This is a genomic window from Kitasatospora sp. NPDC092948 (genome assembly GCF_044754805.1).
Taxonomy (GTDB): domain Bacteria; phylum Actinomycetota; class Actinomycetes; order Streptomycetales; family Streptomycetaceae; genus Kitasatospora.
The window spans coordinates 567,371-586,167 of record NZ_JBIVPU010000004.1; the positions used below are offsets into that span (position 1 = coordinate 567,371).

16 protein-coding genes are annotated in these 18,797 nt (G+C 72.3%); 14 read left to right on the top strand and 2 right to left on the bottom strand.

The window, feature by feature from the left end; genetic code table 11:
- Position 1: 1 nt before the first annotated feature.
- Entirely contained in the window at positions 2-940 is a 939-nt protein-coding gene (locus tag ACIQF6_RS16210) for an AAA family ATPase (RefSeq protein ID WP_400895349.1), read from the bottom strand.
- Positions 941-1,182: 242 nt separating this feature from the next.
- Positions 1,183-1,698, bottom strand: coding sequence for a beta-class carbonic anhydrase (locus ACIQF6_RS16215; RefSeq protein ID WP_400894947.1), 516 nt, complete (start codon positions 1,696-1,698; stop codon positions 1,183-1,185).
- A gap of 535 nt (positions 1,699-2,233) precedes the next feature.
- Here ACIQF6_RS16215 and rsmH point away from each other — a divergent pair.
- The 14 genes from rsmH (at position 2,234) to ACIQF6_RS16285 (ending at position 18,770) form a co-directional block, all read left to right on the top strand.
- Positions 2,234-3,202: a 16S rRNA (cytosine(1402)-N(4))-methyltransferase RsmH gene (rsmH, locus tag ACIQF6_RS16220; protein WP_400894949.1), complete on the top strand. Its 969-nt coding sequence runs from the start codon at positions 2,234-2,236 to the stop codon at positions 3,200-3,202.
- Positions 3,203-3,352: 150 nt separating this feature from the next.
- A complete protein-coding gene (locus ACIQF6_RS16225; RefSeq protein WP_400894951.1) occupies positions 3,353-3,790 on the top strand; it encodes a septum formation initiator family protein in 438 nt (145 codons plus the stop codon).
- The gene (locus ACIQF6_RS16230; protein WP_400894953.1) at positions 3,787-5,916 is read left to right on the top strand and encodes a peptidoglycan D,D-transpeptidase FtsI family protein; all 2,130 of its coding nucleotides are present in this window, start codon (positions 3,787-3,789) and stop codon (positions 5,914-5,916) included. Before ACIQF6_RS16225 ends, ACIQF6_RS16230 begins: the two co-directional genes overlap by 4 nt.
- A 121-nt stretch (positions 5,917-6,037) precedes the next feature.
- Entirely contained in the window at positions 6,038-7,582 is a 1,545-nt protein-coding gene (locus ACIQF6_RS16235) for a UDP-N-acetylmuramoyl-L-alanyl-D-glutamate--2,6-diaminopimelate ligase (protein ID WP_400894956.1), read from the top strand.
- Positions 7,579-8,982 (top strand): UDP-N-acetylmuramoyl-tripeptide--D-alanyl-D-alanine ligase, encoded by a 1,404-nt coding sequence (murF, locus tag ACIQF6_RS16240; protein WP_400894958.1) that lies wholly within the window; start codon positions 7,579-7,581, stop codon positions 8,980-8,982. The genes ACIQF6_RS16235 and murF overlap by 4 nt, the downstream gene beginning before the upstream one ends.
- Positions 8,979-10,040, top strand: a complete 1,062-nt coding sequence (mraY, locus tag ACIQF6_RS16245) for a phospho-N-acetylmuramoyl-pentapeptide-transferase (RefSeq protein WP_400894960.1) — start codon at positions 8,979-8,981, stop codon at positions 10,038-10,040. Before murF ends, mraY begins: the two co-directional genes overlap by 4 nt.
- Complete coding sequence (gene murD / locus ACIQF6_RS16250; RefSeq protein WP_400894962.1) at positions 10,025-11,461, top strand: UDP-N-acetylmuramoyl-L-alanine--D-glutamate ligase; 1,437 nt, start codon at positions 10,025-10,027, stop codon at positions 11,459-11,461. The genes mraY and murD overlap by 16 nt, the downstream gene beginning before the upstream one ends.
- 193 nt (positions 11,462-11,654) lie before the next feature.
- Positions 11,655-13,010: a putative lipid II flippase FtsW gene (gene ftsW / locus ACIQF6_RS16255; protein ID WP_400894965.1), complete on the top strand. Its 1,356-nt coding sequence runs from the start codon at positions 11,655-11,657 to the stop codon at positions 13,008-13,010.
- A 6-nt stretch (positions 13,011-13,016) separates the two neighbouring features.
- Positions 13,017-14,123 carry an undecaprenyldiphospho-muramoylpentapeptide beta-N-acetylglucosaminyltransferase gene (murG, locus tag ACIQF6_RS16260; protein ID WP_400894968.1) on the top strand — a complete coding sequence of 369 codons (1,107 nt, stop codon included), beginning with the start codon at positions 13,017-13,019 and terminating at the stop codon, positions 14,121-14,123.
- Positions 14,116-14,889 carry a cell division protein FtsQ/DivIB gene (locus ACIQF6_RS16265; RefSeq protein WP_400894970.1) on the top strand — a complete coding sequence of 258 codons (774 nt, stop codon included), beginning with the start codon at positions 14,116-14,118 and terminating at the stop codon, positions 14,887-14,889. Before murG ends, ACIQF6_RS16265 begins: the two co-directional genes overlap by 8 nt.
- A 333-nt stretch (positions 14,890-15,222) precedes the next feature.
- Positions 15,223-16,440 (top strand): cell division protein FtsZ, encoded by a 1,218-nt coding sequence (ftsZ, locus tag ACIQF6_RS16270; RefSeq protein WP_400894972.1) that lies wholly within the window; start codon positions 15,223-15,225, stop codon positions 16,438-16,440.
- Positions 16,437-17,171 (top strand): peptidoglycan editing factor PgeF, encoded by a 735-nt coding sequence (gene pgeF / locus ACIQF6_RS16275; protein ID WP_400894974.1) that lies wholly within the window; start codon positions 16,437-16,439, stop codon positions 17,169-17,171. The genes ftsZ and pgeF overlap by 4 nt, the downstream gene beginning before the upstream one ends.
- Positions 17,168-17,956, top strand: coding sequence for a YggS family pyridoxal phosphate-dependent enzyme (locus tag ACIQF6_RS16280; RefSeq protein WP_400894976.1), 789 nt, complete (start codon positions 17,168-17,170; stop codon positions 17,954-17,956). The genes pgeF and ACIQF6_RS16280 overlap by 4 nt, the downstream gene beginning before the upstream one ends.
- 196 nt (positions 17,957-18,152) lie before the next feature.
- Positions 18,153-18,770 (top strand): cell division protein SepF, encoded by a 618-nt coding sequence (locus ACIQF6_RS16285; RefSeq protein ID WP_400894978.1) that lies wholly within the window; start codon positions 18,153-18,155, stop codon positions 18,768-18,770.
- Positions 18,771-18,797 lie beyond the last annotated feature (27 nt).

Below are 18,797 nucleotides of genomic sequence, written 5' to 3' on the forward strand. Positions count from 1 at the left end.
CTCAGCGGCCCTGCGGGCGCGGGACGGGCAGTCGGGAGACCAGGTCGAGCACCACGTTCTCCACGGTGCGGCGGCTCAACTGGGTCTCCGAGGTGGGCAGCAGACGGTGTGCCAGCACCGGGACGGCCAGTGCCTGGATGTCGTCCGGCAGCACGTAGTCGCGGCCGTCCAGGGCGGCGTGCGCGCGAGCGGCGCGGACCAGGTGCAGGGTGGCCCGGGGGGAGGCGCCGAGCCGCAGCTCGGGGGTGTTGCGGGTGGCGGCGACCAGGTCGACGGCGTACCGGCGGACCGGGTCGGAGACGTACACGCTCTTGACCACCTCGATCAGCTTGAGCAGGTCGGCGGCGTGCGCGACCGGCTGCAGGCCGTCCAGCGGGTTGGCCGCCGAGTGCAGGTCGAGCATCGCGTACTCGGCCTCGGCGCTCGGGTAGCCGATCGAGATGCGGGCCATGAAGCGGTCGCGCTGGGCCTCGGGCAGGGCGTAGGTGCCCTCCATCTCGACCGGGTTCTGGGTGGCGATCACCATGAACGGCGAGGGCAGTTCGTGGGTGGTGCCGTCGATGGTGACCTGGCGCTCCTCCATCGACTCCAGCAGCGCCGACTGGGTCTTCGGCGAGGCCCGGTTGATCTCGTCGCCGACCACGATCTGCGCGAAGATCGCGCCGGGCCGGAACTCGAAGTCCCGCTGGTGCTGGTCGAAGACGTTGGTGCCGGTGACGTCGGAGGGCAGCAGGTCGGGGGTGAACTGGATCCGGCGGACCGTGCAGTCCACCGAGCGGGCCAGCGCCTTGGCGAGCATGGTCTTGCCGACGCCGGGCACGTCCTCCAGCAGCAGGTGGCCCTCGGCGAGCAGCACCGTCAGCGCGATCCGGACGGCCTCCGGCTTGCCCTCGATCACGCTCTCGACGGACGCCCGGACCCGGTCGGCGACCGCCGTCAACTCGGCCGGCCCGGCCGCCTCCCGGCGCTCGTGGCGGTCCGCCTGAGGCTGTCCCGTGCCCTGCCCGTTGATGGTCGTCACCCGTACACTCCAATGTGCAACAGTCGCCGGGCGGCTGGTTCGAGCCCGGCCCACCCCGAATACTTGGCGCATTCTTCCCTGTCCCCCGGCCAGAAGTCACCCGGCCGGGCGACACGCGAAGGCTTGTCCCGGTTTGGGACGAGGGCGGGGCCCGGGTGGTTTCAGCGGATTTCGCGGAGCAGGCCGGTGTGCACGTCGAAGACGAATCCGCGGACGTCGTCGCGGTGCGGCAGGAACGGCGAGGTGCGCACCCGCTGCATGGACTGGCGGACGTCGCCGTCCAGGTCGGTGAAGGCCTCCACCGCCCACTGCGGGCGCTGGCCGACCTCGCGTTCCAGTTCGTGGCGGAAGTCCTCGGTCAGGCCGAGCAGTCCGCAGCCGGTGTGGTGGATCAGCACCACGGTGCGGGTGCCCAGGGCGCGCTGACTGATGGTCAGGGAGCGGATGGTGTCGTCGGTGACGACGCCGCCCGCGTTGCGGACGATGTGCGCGTCGCCGAGTTCCAGGCCGAGCGCGGCGAACAGGTCGAGCCGGGCGTCCATGCACGCCACGACGGCGACCTTGCGCACCGGTCGGGCGTCCATGCCGCCGTCCCGGAAGGTCTCGGCATAGGAGCGGTTGGCCACCAGGAAGCGGTCGGTCTCGGACGGCCGGTCGGAGCCGGGAGCAGGTGCCATGCGACGACCGTAGTGGGGTCGCGGCGGCGGCGGGGCACACCTGCGCAAGCCTTTACCCGCCGGGCGGCGGGGGCCTCTCTTCCGGGTCCTGCCGGGCGCGCGGAAGCGAGGGCCACCCCGTTCGGACGGCTTCGACCCGGTTCGACCGGCGCACCCGCGGCGCTCCGCGCCCCGTCCGGCCGGGGCCCGCACTACCGGTCCGACCTGCGGGAACGGATACCGCCGGGCGGGTGGTGCGCCGTGGTGGAGCGTTGACTGACGAGGCGTGAGCGATAGTCTGGCGGCGCAGTGGAGCACGGCGGACGGCACCCGGCAACCGGGCGCTCGGCCGCTCTCCGCGCCGGGCCGTCGGCCCGCACGCAGGCCGCGGCCTCCTCCCGCTCCGTGCCCACCTGGCGCACCTTCCCCGGTGCCGGGCGGTCGCTCCTTCCCCCGAGCGAGCGGGCGGGGACCACGGGCGGCGTGCGGAGTCGGCGGGCCGGTGAGCGAGAATGGCGGGGCCACACCTGCACCTGAGGAAGGGCCCGGCCCCCGTATGAGTACCGACAGCCCGACCCCCCGGCACATCCCGGTGATGCTGGAGCGCTGCCTGGACGCCCTCGCTCCGGCGATCTCCGCGCCCGGCGCGGTGGTGGTGGACGCCACCCTGGGCCTGGGCGGCCACAGCGAGGCGTTGCTGACCCGCTTCCCCGACGTCCGGCTGGTCGCCGTGGACCGCGACACGGAGGCGCTGCGGCTCTCCGGCGAACGGCTGGCCCGGTTCGGCGACCGCGCGACCCTGGTGCACGCGGTGTACGACGAGATCCCGCAGGTCCTCGACGACCTGGGCATCCCCGCGATGCAGGGCGTGCTGTTCGACCTCGGGGTGTCCTCGATGCAGCTGGACGAGGCCGACCGCGGCTTCGCCTACGCCCAGGACGCGCCGCTGGACATGCGGATGGACCAGACCCGCGGCATCTCCGCCGCCGAGGTCCTGAACACCTACAGCCACGGGGACCTGGCCCGGATCCTCAAGGTGTACGGCGAGGAGCGGTTCGCCGGGAAGATCGCCTCCGCGGTGCTGCGGGAACGCGAGAAGGAACCGTTCACCACCAGTGCTCGTCTGGTGGAGTTGGTGCGGAACGCCATCCCGGCCGCCACCCGGCGGACCGGCGGCAACCCGGCCAAGCGGACCTTCCAGGCGCTGCGGATCGAGGTCAACGGCGAACTGGAGGTGCTGGACCGGGCCATCCCCGGCGCGCTGGACGCCCTCGCAGTGGGTGGTCGGATCGTCGTGATGTCCTACCAGTCGTTGGAGGACCGCCTGGTCAAGCAGTACTTCCAGGCCGCCGCCACCTCGACCGCCCCGCCGGGCCTCCCGGTGATCCCCGAGGAGCTCCAGCCCTGGCTGAAGCTGCTCACCCGAGGAGCCGAACTGGCGACCGAGGAGGAGATCGAGGAGAACCGGCGCGCCGCACCCGTACGGCTGCGCGTGGCGGAGAGGATCAGGGAGACCCGGAGGTAGCCAGCCCCCGGGAACAGCGGAGCGAAGGGGAGTGGAGCGGTGCCGGTGGCCGGCGAGCGGACCCGGGGGCGCGTCCCCGGGCAGGGGGGCAGGGCGCGGATCACTGTCCGGCCCGGAGCGCGCTCGACGAGGGGACGCACCCCGTTCGCGGTGCTGGTGGTCGCCCTGCTGTCGGCCGGGCTGCTCGGGCTGCTGATGCTCAACACCGCCCTCAACGAAGGCTCGTTCACGCTGTCCCGGCTGAAGAAGCAGACCACCGAGGCCACCGACCAGCAGCAGTCCCTCCAGCAGGAGATCGCCGCCCAGTCCGCGCCCGACGCGCTGGAGCAGCGCGCCCGCGAACTCGGCATGGTCCCCGGCGGCGACCCGGTCTTCCTCGGCGCCGACGGCAGCGTCACCGGCAAGGCCAAGGCCGCCGAGGACAACCCGCCGGTGCCGCGCAGCAGCACCGACCCCTGGCAGCGCCCCGCCGCGTCCGGCTCGCCGTCGCCCGCCGCGTCGCCGAGCCCCGGCGACCCCGGCATCGAGCTGGCCCCCGCGCCGCCCCTCGCCGCCACCGCCACCGCCTCGCCCGGGGCCCAGCGGTGAGCCGCCCGACCGGCCCCGGCGACCCCCACCGCCCCCGCCGCACCCCGCCGTCCGGCGGCCGCCCCGCCGCCCCGCGCCGCCGGGTCGGCGAGCCGCGCCGCTCCGGCGAGGGCGCCCCGCCGCGCCCGGCCCGCCCGCGGCCGCCCGCCGGGGACCGCCGGCCCGCCGTCCGGCCCCGGCCGCGCCCCGACGTCCGCCGGCCGCCCGCGCGCCGCCCGGCGGCGGGCGCCCGGACCATCAAGCTGGCCGACCCCAAGCGCCGGCTGCGGCTGGTGACGGCCTGTCTGGGCCTGGTGTTCGTGATCTTCGCGGGCCGGCTGGTCCAGCTCCAACTGCTGGACTCCGACGCGCTGGCGGCCGGTGCGGGCGCCAACAAGTACGTGCGGGCGACGCTGCCCGCCGAGCGCGGCTCGATCACCGCCGCCGACGGCACCGTGCTGGCCACCAGCGTCGACGCGTACGACATCACCGCCGACCCGACCATGTTCACCCCCGAGGCGACCCACCTGCCGGACGCCCCCGAGCAGGCCGCGGCGCTGCTCGCGCCGATCCTCGGCCAGCCGAAGGAGAAGCTGGCGGCCTCGCTGCACCTGAACGCGAAGAACCCGAAGAGCCAGTACGCGCTGCTGACCTCCCGTCAGTCCCCGCAGGCGAAGACGCAGATCGCCGACCTGAAGTCCGCGCTGGCCAAGCAGACCGGCAGCAAGGTCTGCGCGGGCCAGCGCGAGCTGCTCGGCAAGCCCGCCGAGAAGGGCGGCCGGGAGTTCCTCGACACCGCCTGCGTGAACCCGTTGGCCGGGGTGTTCTGGGAGCAGTCGACCCGGCGCAGCTACCCGGCGAACGGGCTGGCCGCCAACCTGGTCGGCTTCGTCAACTCCGAGGGCACCGGCACCGGCGGTCTGGAACTCCAGTACCAGCAGCTGTTGGCCGGTCAGGACGGCTACTCCACCTACGCCTCGGCCGGCGGCCGCCGGGTCGCCACCGCCGCCGGCAACCGGCAGGACGCGGTGCCCGGCAGCGACCTGCGGCTGACGATCGACCCGGACATCCAGTGGGCGGCGCAGCGCGCCATCACCGACCAGGTCTCCAACGCCGGGGCGGAGAAGGGCTATGTGGTCGTCCAGGACGTGAAGACCGGTCAGGTGCTGGCGATGGCCACCTCCCCGGGCTTCAACCCGAACGACCTGTCCTCGGCCCGCGCCGACCAGCTCGGCAACCCGGCCCTGCAGGACGCCTACGAGCCGGGCTCCACGGCGAAGCTGATGACCATGGCGGCGGTGCTGGACACCGGCTCGGCGAACTGGGACACCCACGTCACGGTGCCGAACACGCTCCAGCGCTCCGACCGGGTCTTCCACGACGACGTCGACCACGAGACCTGGTACCTGACGCTGGCGGGCGTGCTCGCCAAGTCGTCCAACATCGGCACCATCGAGGCCGCCGAGCACCTCGGCCCGACCCAGGCCGAGGCCAACAAGGTGCTCGCCGGGTACCTCGACAAGTTCGGCATCGGCCGGCCCACCGGACTGGGCTTCCCCGGCGAGACCCGCGGCATCCTGGCCAAGCCGGAGGACTGGAACGGCTCGCAGCAGTACACCATCCCGTTCGGCCAGGGCCTGTCGGTGAACGCCCTGCAGGCCACCTCGGTGTTCTCCACCATCGCCAACGGCGGCGTGCGGGTCGCCCCCGGCCTGGTGGCCGGCACCACCGGGCCGGACGGGCGGTACACGCCCGCGCCGCCCGGGGAGCAGAGCCGGGTGGTGACGGAAACGACCGCGAAGACGCTGACCGAGATGCTGGAGTCCGTCGTCACCGACGAGCAGGGCACCGGCAACAAGGCGCAGATCCCGGGCTACCGGGTGGCCGGAAAGACCGGCACCGCCGACCGGGTGGACCCGAAGACCGGCAAGTACTCCGGGTACACCGCCTCCTTCATCGGCTTCGCGCCCGCCGACCAGCCCCGGGTGACGGTCTCCTGCGTCATCCAGGCCCCGGTCAACGGGCACTTCGGCGGGCAGCTGTGCGGGCCCGTGTTCAAGCAGGTGATGGAGTTCACCCTGAAGACCCTCCAGGTCCCGCCGAGCGGCAGCGAGGCGCCGAACCTGCCCGTCGACTGGAAGCCCTGAGATGAGCGACACCCCCGACACCTCGCGACCCGCCGCGGCCCACGGGCGCGATGTGAGCCGCGTCACGGCCGACGGGACCCGGTTTGGCCCCGGGGGGCATGGGGCCGATAGCCTTCCGGCCGTGCCGAAATCCGATCAAATCTCCGCGAGTCCCCCCCGACCGAGCCGCACCGCGGCGCTGCCCCTCGCCGAGGCGGCCCGGCTGCTCGGGCTGGAGCCCGTCCAAGGACCGGCCGTCACGGGCGTCACCCACGACTCCCGGGCGGTGCGCCCCGGCGACGTGTACGTGGCCTTCCCCGGCGCCAACCACCACGGTGCGGCGTTCGCCGCCGGCGCGGTGGCCTCCGGCGCGGTCGCGGTGCTCACCGACGCCGCCGGCGCGGAGCTGGCCGCGGACGCGGGCGTGCCGCTGCTGGTGGTGGACAGCCCCCGCGCGGTGATGGGCGACCTCGCCGCGGCGGTCTACGGGGCCGCCGCCGAGCGGATGCTGATGATCGGCCTGACCGGCACCAACGGCAAGACCACCACCTCGTACCTGGTCGAGGGCGGCCTGCGCGGGGCCGGCCGGCTGCCCGGGGTGATCGGCACCGTCGAGATGCGGGTCGGCGCGGAGCGGATCAAGTCCGAGCGCACCACCCCCGAGGCCACCGACCTGCACGCGGTGCTGGCCGTGATGCACGAGGCCGGCGCCGACGCGGTGGTCATGGAGGTCTCCAGCCACGCGCTGGTGTACGGCCGCACCGACGGCGTGGCCTACGACGTCGCACTGTTCAACAACCTGACGCCGGAACACCTCGACTTCCACCCCGACATGGAGGACTACTACCGGGCCAAGGCCCGGCTGTTCGAGCCCGGCAAGGCCCGGCTCGGCGTCGCCAACCGCGACGACTCCTACGGCCGCCGACTGGCCGGCGAGGCCCGGATCCCGATGGTGACGTTCTCCGCCGAGGGCGACCCGGCCGCCGACTGGCGCGCCGTCGACGTCCACCTCGGCCCGGCCGGGTCCACCTTCACCGTGCTCGGCCCGGACGGCGCCCGCGCCGAGGCCTCGGTGCCGCTGCCCGGCCCGTTCAACGTCGCCAACGCGCTCGGCGCGATCACCGCGCTGGTCACCGCCGGCATCGAGCTGGACGCCGCGGTCGCCGGGGTGGCGCAGGTCCCGGGCGTGCCCGGCCGCCTGGAGAAGGTCGACGCCGGTCAGGCGTTCGTCGCCGTGGTCGACTACGCGCACAAGCCGGACGCGCTGAGCGCCGTGCTCGCCTCGCTGCGCGAGGTCACCAAGGGCCGGCTGCACGTCGTCGTCGGCTGCGGCGGCGACCGCGACCCGTACAAGCGCGGCCCGATGGGCGCGATCGCCGCCCGGCTCGCCGACACCGCCGTCCTGACCAGCGACAACCCGCGCTCCGAGGACGCGCTGGCGATCCTCTCCACCATGCTCGGCGGCGCCGCCGAGGTGCCCGAGGAGGAGCGCGGCGAGGTGCTCGCCGTCCCCGACCGGGCCGAGGCGATCGCCCTGGCGGTCGCCCGGGCGCACGCCGGGGACACCGTGCTGGTGGCCGGCAAGGGCCACGAGCTCGGGCAGTACGTGAAGGGCGAGGTCCGCCCGTTCGACGACCGCGAGGTGCTGCGGGTCGCCATGGAGCAGCTTATGGAGGCAGACCGGTGATCAGCCTGACCCTGGCCGAGGCCGCGAAAGCGGTCGACGGCACCCTGGACGCGGCCGACCCGGACGCGCAGATCACCGGCGCGGTGGTCACCGACAACCGGCAGATCGAGCCCGGCGGCCTGTTCGTGTGCGTGCTCGGCGAGCGCGTCGACGGCCACGACTTCGCGGCCGAGGCGGTCGCCGACGGCGCGGTCGCGGTGCTCGCCACCCGCCCGGTCGGCGTGCCCGCGATCCTGGTCGACGACGTCGTGGTGGCCCTCGGCCGGCTCGCCCGCGCCGTGGTCGCCCGCGCCACCGAGGTGCGGATCGTCGGCCTCACCGGCTCGGCCGGCAAGACCTCCACCAAGGACCTGATCGGCCAGCTGCTGGCCAAGCACGGCGAGACGGTCTTCCCGGCCGGCTCGCACAACAACGAGATCGGCCACCCGCTGACGGCCCTTCAGGTCGCCCCCGGCACCCGGTACCTGGTGATGGAGATGGGCGCCCGGCACAAGGGCGACATCGAGTACCTGACCGGCATCACCCCGCCCACCGTCGGCCTGGTGCTGAACATCGGCACCGCGCACCTCGGCGAGTTCGGCTCCAAGGAGGGCATCGCCGAGGCCAAGGGCGAGATGGTGGAGGCCCTTTCGGCCGACGGCGTCGCCGTGCTGAACGCCGACGACCCGCTGGTGCGTGCCATGAGCAGCCGCACCAGGGCCCGCGTGGTGCTGTTCGGCGAGTCGTCGGACGCACACATCCGCGCCACCGATGTTCGCCTGGACTCCACCGGGCGGCCACAGTTCACCCTCAGCACCCCGGCCGGTTCCGCACCCGTGCAGCTGCGCCTGTACGGTGAGCACCACGTCTCGAACGCCCTCGCCGCCGCCGCGGTGGCGGTGGAGCTCGGGATGCCCGTCGACCGCGTCGCCGAGGCACTCGGCGAAGCCGGTGCGCTGTCCCGTTGGCGCATGGAGGTGGTCGACCGGGCCGATGGCCTGACCGTCGTCAACGACGCCTACAACGCGAACCCGGAGTCCATGCGGGCCGCGCTGCGGGCACTGGCGACGATGGCGGGCAAGGGCCCGGAGCGCCGCCGCACCTGGGCGGTGCTCGGTGAGATGCGGGAGCTCGGCGAGGACAGCTTCGACGAGCACGACGCCATCGGACGGCTCGCCGTCCGGCTCGACATCACCAAGCTGGTGGCGGTCGGCGGACGCGAGGCGGCCCGGATGGAACTGGGCGCGAGGAACGAAGGTTCGTGGGGTGAGGAGTCGGTGCTGGTGTCCGACGCGGACGCGGCGATCGAGCTGCTGCGCAGTCAGGTGCGGCCGGGGGACGTGGTCCTGGTGAAGGCATCCCGTTCGGTGGGCCTGGAGAAGGTCGCCGACGCACTGCTCGCGGACGGTGCCGCGAAGTGAAGCAGATCCTCTTCTCCGGCCTGATCGGCCTGGTGCTGACCCTGCTCGGCACCCCCGCCCTGATCAAGCTGCTCGCCCGGCACGGCTACGGCCAGTACATCCGTGACGACGGCCCCAAGGCGCACCACAGCAAGAAGGGCACGCCCACCATGGGCGGCATCGCCTTCATCGTGGCCACCCTGATCGCCTACTTCGCCACCAAGGCGATAACGGGCGAGTCGCCCACTGCCTCCGGCCTGCTGGTGCTGTTCCTGACCACGGGTCTGGGCCTGGTCGGCTTCCTGGACGACTACATCAAGGTGGTCAAGCGCCGCTCGCTGGGCCTGCGGGCCAAGGCGAAGCTGCTCGGCCAGTCCCTCGTCGCGCTCGCCTTCGCCATCCTGGCACTCCAGTTCAGCGACAGCCGCGGCCAGACCCCGGCGTCCACCAAGCTGTCCTTCGTGCAGGACTTCAACTGGTCGATCGGCCCGGTGCTGTTCGTCCTGTTCGCCTACTTCATGATCGCCGCGATGTCGAACGGCGTGAACCTGACGGACGGTCTGGACGGCCTCGCCACCGGTGCCTCGGTGATGGTCTTCGGCGCCTACACCTTCATCGGTCTGTGGGAGCACGGCCAGAACTGCGCCTACGCGATCAAGGCCACCGCGTCCTGCTTCGAGGTCCGCGACCCGCTCGACCTCGCCGTGGTCGCCGCCGCCCTGATGGGCTCCTGCTTCGGCTTCCTGTGGTGGAACACCTCGCCCGCCAAGATCTTCATGGGCGACACCGGCTCGCTCGCCCTCGGCGGCGCCCTGGCCGGCCTCGCCATCGTCTCCCGCACCGAGCTGCTGCTCGCCGTCCTCGGCGGCCTGTTCGTGATCATCACCCTTTCGGTGATCATCCAGGTCGGCTCGTTCCGGATGACCGGCAAGCGCGTTTTCAAGATGGCGCCGCTCCAGCACCACTTCGAACTCAAGGGCTGGAGCGAAGTCCTGATCGTGGTCCGGTTCTGGATCATCCAGGGCCTGTGCGTCGCCGTCGGACTCGGACTCTTCTACGCGGGATGGGTGACCGGATGAACAACCCGGAGTGGGCCGGCCTGCCGGTCGTCGTCGCCGGACTCGGCCTCTCCGGGGTCAGCGCCGCCCGGGTCCTGCACGGACTCGGCGCGCACGTCACCGTCGTGGACGGCGGCACCGGCCCCGCACTGGACGCCAAGGCCGCCGCCCTCACCGAACAGGGCATCGCCGTCCGCCTCGGCGACGGCGCCACCCTGCCCGAGGGCACCCGCCTGATCGTCACCTCGCCCGGCTGGGCCCCGGACAGCCCGCTGTTCGCCGCCGCCGAGCAGACCGACGTCCCGGTCTGGGGCGACGTCGAACTCGCCTGGCGGCTGCGCACCCCGCACCCCGCCACCGGCGAGCCCGCCCCCTGGCTGGCCGTCACCGGCACCAACGGCAAGACCACCACCGTCCAGATGCTGGCGTCCATCCTCACCGCCGCCGGCAAGCGCACCGCAGCCGTCGGCAACGTCGGCGTCTCGGTGCTGGACGCGGTCCTCGCCGAGGAGCCCTACGACGTCCTCGCCGTCGAACTCTCCAGCTACCAGCTGCACTGGGCGCCCTCGCTGCGGGTGCACTCCGGCGCGGTGCTCAACCTGGCCCCCGACCACCTCGACTGGCACGGCTCGATGGACGCCTACGCCGCCGACAAGGGCCGGATCTACCAGGGCAACCAGGTCGCCTGCGTCTACAACCTCGCCGACCCGGCCACCGAGGCGCTGGTCCGCGAGGCCGACGTCGAGGAGGGCTGCCGGGCGATCGGCTTCGGCCTCGACGCCCCCGCCGTCTCCAACCTCGGCGTCGTGGACGGCCTGCTGGTCGACCGCGCCTTCGTCCCCGACCGGGACCGGGCCGCCGCGGAGATCGGCGCCGTCGCCGACATCTCCTCCCCGGCCCCGCACAACATCGCCAACGCGCTCGCCGCGGCGGCGCTCGCCCGGGCCTACGGCGTGGACGCCAAGGCCGTCCGCGACGGACTGCGCGCCTTCACGCCCGACGCCCACCGGATCGCGCACGTCGCCGAGATCGACGGCGTGACGTACGTGGACGACTCCAAGGCCACCAACACCCACGCGACGGCCGCCTCGCTGGCCGCGTACCGCCCCGTGGTGTGGATCGCCGGCGGCCTCGCCAAGGGCGCGACCTTCGACGAACTCGTCGCCGCGGCCGCGCCCCGGCTGCGGGCCGCGGTGCTGATCGGCCAGGACCGGCAGCTGATCCGCGAGGCGCTGGCGCGACACGCCCCGGAAGTCCCGGTGTTCGAACCCGCGCCGGGGAAGACTGGCGCGGAGGCGATGACCGAGATCGTCCGCGTGGCGGCCGCCGCCGCGCAGAAGGGCGACACCGTCCTCCTCGCCCCGGCCTGCGCGTCGATGGACATGTTCACCAACTACGGTGAGCGGGGAGACCTGTTCGCGGCGGCAGTGCGAGAGCTTTAGGGCAACCACGGGCAACCAGGGGCGCGGGGAACTGCGCGACAAGCGCAAGTCACGTCCGCAAGGTCGCGATCAAGTGCAGCTCATTGTCCTGCACCGCGATCTTGCGGACGTGGTGCCTTCCGCTTCGCGCAGTTCCCCGCGCCCCTGATTTCGCGCCCACCTGCCAGCTGCCCCCGACGACGAGGAGACGGACGTGCCGCCCAGCGAGAAGCCGCGTCTGCGACTGGTCTCGGCGACCACGACCACCTTCAAGTCCGCCGGCCCCGTCGCCCGGGTGCGCGCAGCGCGTGAGCGGTTCGGGTACTTGATGGCCCGTCCGCTGACGCCCTATTACCTGATCCTCGGTTCGGCGCTGCTGCTGGTGGTGCTCGGACTGGTGATGGTGTTCTCCGCGTCGCAGAGCGTCGTGGTGGACTACGGGCTGCCGATGACGTTCTTCTTCCGCAAGCAGCTGATCGCCCTGCTGCTGGGCGGTGCGATCGCCGTCGTGCTGACCAGGGCCCCGATCAAGATGCTGCGCGCCGCCGTGTACCCGCTGCTGTTCGGCGTGGTGGCGGCGCTGGTGCTGGTGGCGATCCCGGGCATCGGGGTGCGGATCAACGGCAACCGGAACTGGATCAACCTGGGCTTCTTCCAGATCCAGCCGTCCGAGTTCGCCAAGCTCGCGCTGCTGCTGTGGGCGGCCGACCTGCTGGCCCGCAAGCAGCGCACCCACATGCTCAACCAGTGGAAGCACCTGCTGGTCCCGCTGGTCCCCGGCACCGTCGTCCTGATGATGCTGATCATGCTCGGCGGCGACATGGGCACCACGATGGTGCTGGTCGCGATGCTCTTCGGGCTGCTCTGGATGGTCGGCGCCCCGCTGCGGCTGTTCGCCGCCACCCTGGGCATCGCGGTGGTCGCGTGCACCGCGCTGATCATCACGGTGCCGCACCGGCTGGGCCGGCTGGCCTGCGTGGGCGTGACCAAGCCGGACCCGAACCTGGACTGCTTCCAGGCCCTGCACGGACTGTACGCGCTGGCCGCGGGCGGACCGTTCGGATCCGGACTGGGTGCGGGCGTCGAGAAATGGGGGCAACTCCCGGAGGCGCACACCGACTTCATCTTCGCCGCGACCGGCGAGGAACTCGGCCTGGTGGGGACGCTGTCGGTGCTCGCACTCTTCGCGGCACTAGGCTACGCGGGTATCCGTGTGGCTCTCGGCACCACGGACCCGTTCGTCCGGTACGCGGCGGGCGCCGCCACCACGTGGATCATGGCTCAGGCCGTGGTCAACCTGGGGTCGGCGCTGGGACTCCTGCCCATCGCGGGCGTCCCGCTGCCGCTGTTCTCGTACGGTGGTTCCGCGATGCTGTCGGCCATGTGCGCCATCGGGTTGCTGCTGTGCTTCGCGCGCAGCACCCCGGCGGCGAAGGCAGCGCTGGCTGCCCGGCCCCGCCGATGGCGTAGAGGGGCCAACTCCCGGTTCGGGTCCGTCCTGGACCGGGTGGTGCCAGGTAGGAAAACCACAGCGCGGAAGGCCTCCGGGCCGACGCGCAGGGAGCGGTGAATTTCGGTGCATGTCGTACTCGCCGGCGGCGGTACCGCCGGTCACATCGAGCCGGCCATGGCGCTCGCGGACGCGCTGCGCAGGCACGACCCGTCCGTCGGGATCACCGCCCTCGGCACCGAGCGCGGCCTGGAGACCCGGCTGGTCCCGGAGCGCGGCTACGAGCTGGCGCTGATCCCGGCGGTGCCGCTGCCCCGCAAGCCCACCCCCGAGCTGATCACCGTCCCGGGCCGGCTGCGCGGCACCGTACGGGCCGCCCAGGAGGTCATCGAGCGGGTCAACGCCGACGCGGTGGTCGGCTTCGGCGGCTACGTGGCGATGCCCGCCTACCTGGCGGCCAAGCGGGCCGGCGTGCCGATCGTGGTGCACGAGGCCAACGCCCGCCCCGGCCTGGCCAACAAGATCGGCGCCCGCTACAGCGACTTCGTGGCGGTCTCCACCCCGGACTCCAAGCTGCGCGACTCCCGCTACATCGGCATCCCGCTGCGCCGCACCATCGCCACCCTGGACCGCGGCACGGTGCGCCCCGAGGCCCGGCACTACTTCGGCCTGGACCAGCGCCTGCCCACCCTGCTGGTGTCCGGCGGTTCGCAGGGCGCCCGCCGGCTGAACGAGACGGTGCAGGCGATCGCGCCGCGGCTCCAGCAGTACGGCGTGCAGATCCTGCACGCGGTCGGCCCGAAGAACGAGCTGCCGACCATCGACGACATCCCGGGCATGCCGCCGTACCGCGCGGTGCCGTACCTGGACCGGATGGATCTGGCGTACGCGGCGGCCGACATGATGCTCTGCCGGGCCGGCGCGATGACGGTGGCCGAGCTGGCCGCGGTGGGCCTGCCGGCCGCGTTCGTGCCGCTGCCGATCGGCAACGGCGAGCAGCGGCTGAACGCCCAGCCGATGGTGAAGGCCGGCGGCGGTCTGCTGGTGGACGACGCCGAACTCACCGCGGAGTGGGTGCTGCAGAACGTGCTGCCGGTGCTCACCGACCCGGCGAAGCTGTGGGAGATGTCGCGCTCCGCCGCCGAGTTCGGCCGCCGGGACGCGGACGACCTGTTGGTGCAGATGGTGTACGAGGCGATCGAGGCTGCCCGCGGCGGCCGCCGTCGTGGCTGACGAGGACTACGAGGAGGAGTTCGGGGAGGACGGCGACGAGGCCCGCCCGCCCCGGCTCCGGCTGTCCCGCCGGGGCGTGCTGGTACTGGTGGCGCTGGGCGCCCTGGTGCTCGGCGCGCTCGGCTGGACGGTGTTCTTCTCCGCCGCCCTGGACGTCCGCCGGGTGGCCGTCCAGGGCCTGGACTCCGGGCAGTTGAGCCAGGACGAGGTGGAGCGGGCGCTCGGCTCCACCGCGCACGGCCCGCTGGCCCGGGTGGACCTGGAGCGGGCCCAACAGCTGGTGGCCGGAGTCCCGCGGGTGGCCCATGTGGAGATCTGGCGCGGCTGGCCGCACACCCTGCGGGTGAAGGTGACGGAGCGTCAACCGGTCGCCGCGATCCGTGCCGACGACGGGCGGTTCGTCCAGGTCGACGCGCTGGGTGTGGAGTTCGCCACCGAACCGCAGCCGCCGTCCGGCGTCCCCGTGGTGGCGCTCGAACTCGGCGGGCCCGCGACCGACGCCCTCCCCGTCATCGACCGTCCCACCCTGGTCCGTTCGGCCATCACGGTCGCCGCCGGCCTGCCCCCGGACGTGGCCAAACAGGGCGGTTCGCTCACGGTCTACTCCTACGACGACATCCGGCTCCAACTCCCCTCCGGCCCGACGATCCGCTGGGGCAGCGCCGACGACACCGCCCGCAAGTCCCGCGTCCTGACGGCCCTGCTCGGCCGGAAGGCGTCGAATTACGACGTGAGTGCGCCGGATGCCCCGGCGGTGTCCGGCTGATCCGGTAAGTTCTGTGCCCGGGGGAGGTATTGACGGAGCTGCGGCTCCGGTCCGACCCTTGATGGTCACCCCGGTTTCACCGGGGGGTCGATGATCACATAGGCTCAAAAGAAAAAGGGAAGCTCGGCGTGTTCGTTGAAACACGCGCTGGTTGCGACCTACTGTCCTGTGTCAACGAGCTGTGCTCGACAACGAACTGACACCGGCACAGCCGTAACCCTCAACCTCAAGTTTAGGGTTCGGGTTGGAACCACGCGCTTCCCACCCATCGACATCCGTCGGCCTTCGTATCCAGGGGAGCCGACCCGGAAATTCGAGGCGAGAGGCCCCGACGTGGCAGCACCCCAGAATTACCTCGCGGTCATCAAGGTCGTCGGCATCGGTGGCGGCGGAGTCAACGCCATCAACCGGATGATCGAGGTCGGGCTCAAGGGCGTCGAGTTCATCGCGATCAACACCGACGCGCAGGCGCTCCTGATGAGCGACGCCGATGTGAAGCTCGACGTCGGCCGGGAGCTCACCCGCGGCCTCGGCGCAGGCGCGAACCCGGAGGTCGGCCGGAAGGCCGCGGAGGACCACCGCGAGGAGATCGAGGAGGTCCTCAAGGGGGCCGACATGGTCTTCGTGACGGCCGGCGAGGGCGGCGGCACCGGTACCGGTGGCGCGCCCGTGGTGGCCAACATCGCCCGCTCGCTGGGCGCCCTGACGATCGGCGTGGTCACCCGCCCGTTCACCTTCGAGGGCCGTCGCCGCGCCAACCAGGCCGAGGACGGCATCGCCTCGCTGCGCGAGCAGGTCGACACCCTGATCGTCATCCCCAACGACCGACTGCTGTCGATCTCCGACCGCCAGGTCTCGGTGCTGGACGCGTTCCGCTCCGCCGACCAGGTGCTGCTCTCCGGTGTCCAGGGCATCACCGATCTGATCACCACCCCGGGTCTGATCAACCTGGACTTCGCCGACGTCAAGTCGGTCATGTCGGACGCCGGTTCGGCGCTGATGGGGATCGGCTCGGCGCGCGGCGAGGACCGTGCCAAGGCCGCGGCCGTGATGGCGATCTCCTCGCCGCTGCTGGAGGCGTCGATCGACGGCGCCCGCGGTGTGCTGCTGTCCATCTCGGGCGGCTCGGACCTCGGCCTGTTCGAGATCAACGAGGCGGCCCAGCTGGTCAGCGAGGCGGCGCACCCCGAGGCGAACATCATCTTCGGCGCGGTCATCGACGACGCGCTCGGCGACGAGGTCCGGGTCACCGTGATCGCGGCCGGCTTCGACGGCGGTCAGCCGCCGGCGATCGTCCGCGAGCCGGTGGTGAAGTCGGCCTCCAGTTCCTCGTCGAGCAGCAGCAGTTCGTCCGCCCCCGAGCGGCCGGCCACCCGTCCGTCCTACGGCTCGATCGGGTCGGTCACCCGCTCCGAGGAGCCGGCCCGCCCGTCCGAGGCCCCGGCCCCGGTGGCCACCGCCGCGCCGGTGCCGCCGCAGGTGCAGCCGGTTCGGCAGCCGTACGTCGAGAGCCCCGCGGAGGAGCTCGACGTGCCGGACTTCCTGAAGTGATTCGTACGGCCTTTCGCAACGGTGCTCACTTCGCCTCCACCACCCGGTGGGGCGGGGTGAGCACCGCGCCGTACGGGGAGCTCAACCTCGGCGGTGCGGTGGGTGATTCGTCCGAATCCGTACAGCAGAACCGTTTCCTCGCGGCCCGCGAACTGGGACTGGATCCGGCCGATGTGGTCTGGATGAACCAGGTGCACGGCGCGGACGTCGCGGTGGTGACGGACCGCCAACCGGCCGGGTACGCACCGACGGTGGACGCGGTGGTCACCGACCGCCCGCTGGCCCTGGCGGTGCTCACCGCCGACTGCACCCCGGTGTTGCTGGCCGACCCCGAGGCCGGCGTGATCGGCGCGGCGCACGCCGGACGCCCGGGCCTGGCCGCCGGGGTGGTCCCCGCGGCGGTCGCCGCGATGGTCGAACTGGGCGCCCGCCCCGAGCGGATCCTCGCCGCCACCGGCCCTGCCGTGTGCGGCCGTTGCTACGAAGTGCCGGAGGCGATGCGCGCCGAGGTGGCCGCACTCGTGCCGGCCGCCCGGTCGGAGACCTCCTGGGGCACTCCCGCCCTGGACGTGCCGGCCGGCGTCGCCGCCCAACTCGCCGAGGCGGGCGTGCACAGCGTGGTGCGATCATCTGTCTGCACCCTGGAATCTCCGGACCACTACTCCTACCGTCGGGAGCAGCGGACCGGCCGACTCGCAAGCTACGTCTGGCTGGGACCTCCACTCTCATGACGAACGACATCTTCGGCCCGTTCCCCGGCGGCCCCGACTTCGCCGCCGCCCTGACGGGCGCTCAGCGCGCCCGCTTCGACCAACTCGGCGCCAACCTGGACGTGGTCGAGCGCCGGATCGCCGACGCCTGCGCCGCCGCCGGCCGGCCGCGCGAGGACGTCACCCTGATCGTGGTGACCAAGACCTACCCCGCCGAGGACACCGCACTCCTCGCCGGACTGGGCGTCACCGACGTTGCGGAGAACCGCGACCAGGACGCCGCCCCGAAGGCCGAGCGCTGCGTCAACCTGCCGTTGACCTGGCACTTCGTCGGCCAGCTCCAGACCAACAAGGCCCGCTCGGTGGTCCGTTACGCCGATCTGGTGCATTCGGTGGACCGGGACCGCCTGGTCGACTCGCTGGCCGCCGCCGTCCGCAACGCCGAACGCCCGCCGCTGGGCTGCCTGGTGCAGGTCGCGCTCGACAAGGAGTCGGGGGAGGGCGAGCACCGGGCCGGCGTCGCGCCCGCCGACGTGCTCGCGCTGGCCGGGAAGATCGCCGACACGCCCGGGCTGCACATGAAGGGTGTGATGACGGTCGCACCGCTCGCGGGTCCGCTGGCGGGCGACCCCGCGCGCTCCTTCGCGCGCCTTGCGGAAATCGCAAGCGCCGTACGCGCGGAGCATCCGACTGCCACGATGGTTTCGGCAGGGATGAGCGGAGATTTGGAGCAGGCGATCGCCGCCGGAGCGACACATGTACGCGTCGGTACGGCGGTACTCGGAGTGCGGTCACCGCTCGGGTAACGTCACCGAGTAAGTAGATCAGACTGCGCAGGACAAAATAGGACAGAACCTAGCAGATGACCAGTCTGCAGGTAAACCCGTGGATCGCATCCGAGCGCACACCTCCGCGGTCTGACGGACCGTCGGCCTGACAGGCCGTGACCATCACGGCGTCCGCAGGTGAACGGTGGGCGCATGAAGCGGAGGAGACAGCAGCATGGCCGGCGCGATGCGCAAAATGGCGGTCTATCTCGGCCTGGTCGAGGACGAGACCTATGACAGCCAGGGGTACGACCCCGACGACGACTACGACACGGACCCGGAGCCGATCCGCACCGGCCGCACCGAGGACCTGCGGTCCGCGAACTCCGCCGCCGCGGCCCCCGCGCAGCCGGCGCCCGTCGCCCAGATCGCACCCCAGCCGGTGCCCGCCGCGGTGCCGATCCGTCAGGAGCAGCCGCGGATGGCTCCCGTGTCGTCCATCACATCCGAGCGCCACCGCAATCTGGAGAAGAGCACCCCGGTGATCATGCCCAAGGTCGTCAACGAACGAGAGCCCTACCGCATCACCACGCTGCACCCCCGGACCTACAACGAGGCCCGTACGATCGGCGAACAGTTCCGTGGCGGCACGCCCGTGATCATGAATTTGACCGAGATGGACGACACGGACGCCAAGCGACTCGTAGACTTCGCGGCTGGACTGGTCTTCGGTCTGCACGGCAGTATCGAGCGCGTGACACAGAAGGTGTTCCTCCTGTCGCCTGCTAACGTCGATGTCACGGCGGAGGACAAGGCTCGGATCGCCGAGGGTGGGTTCTTCAACCAGAGCTGACCCGGCCACGACTTTCTGTGTGGATCA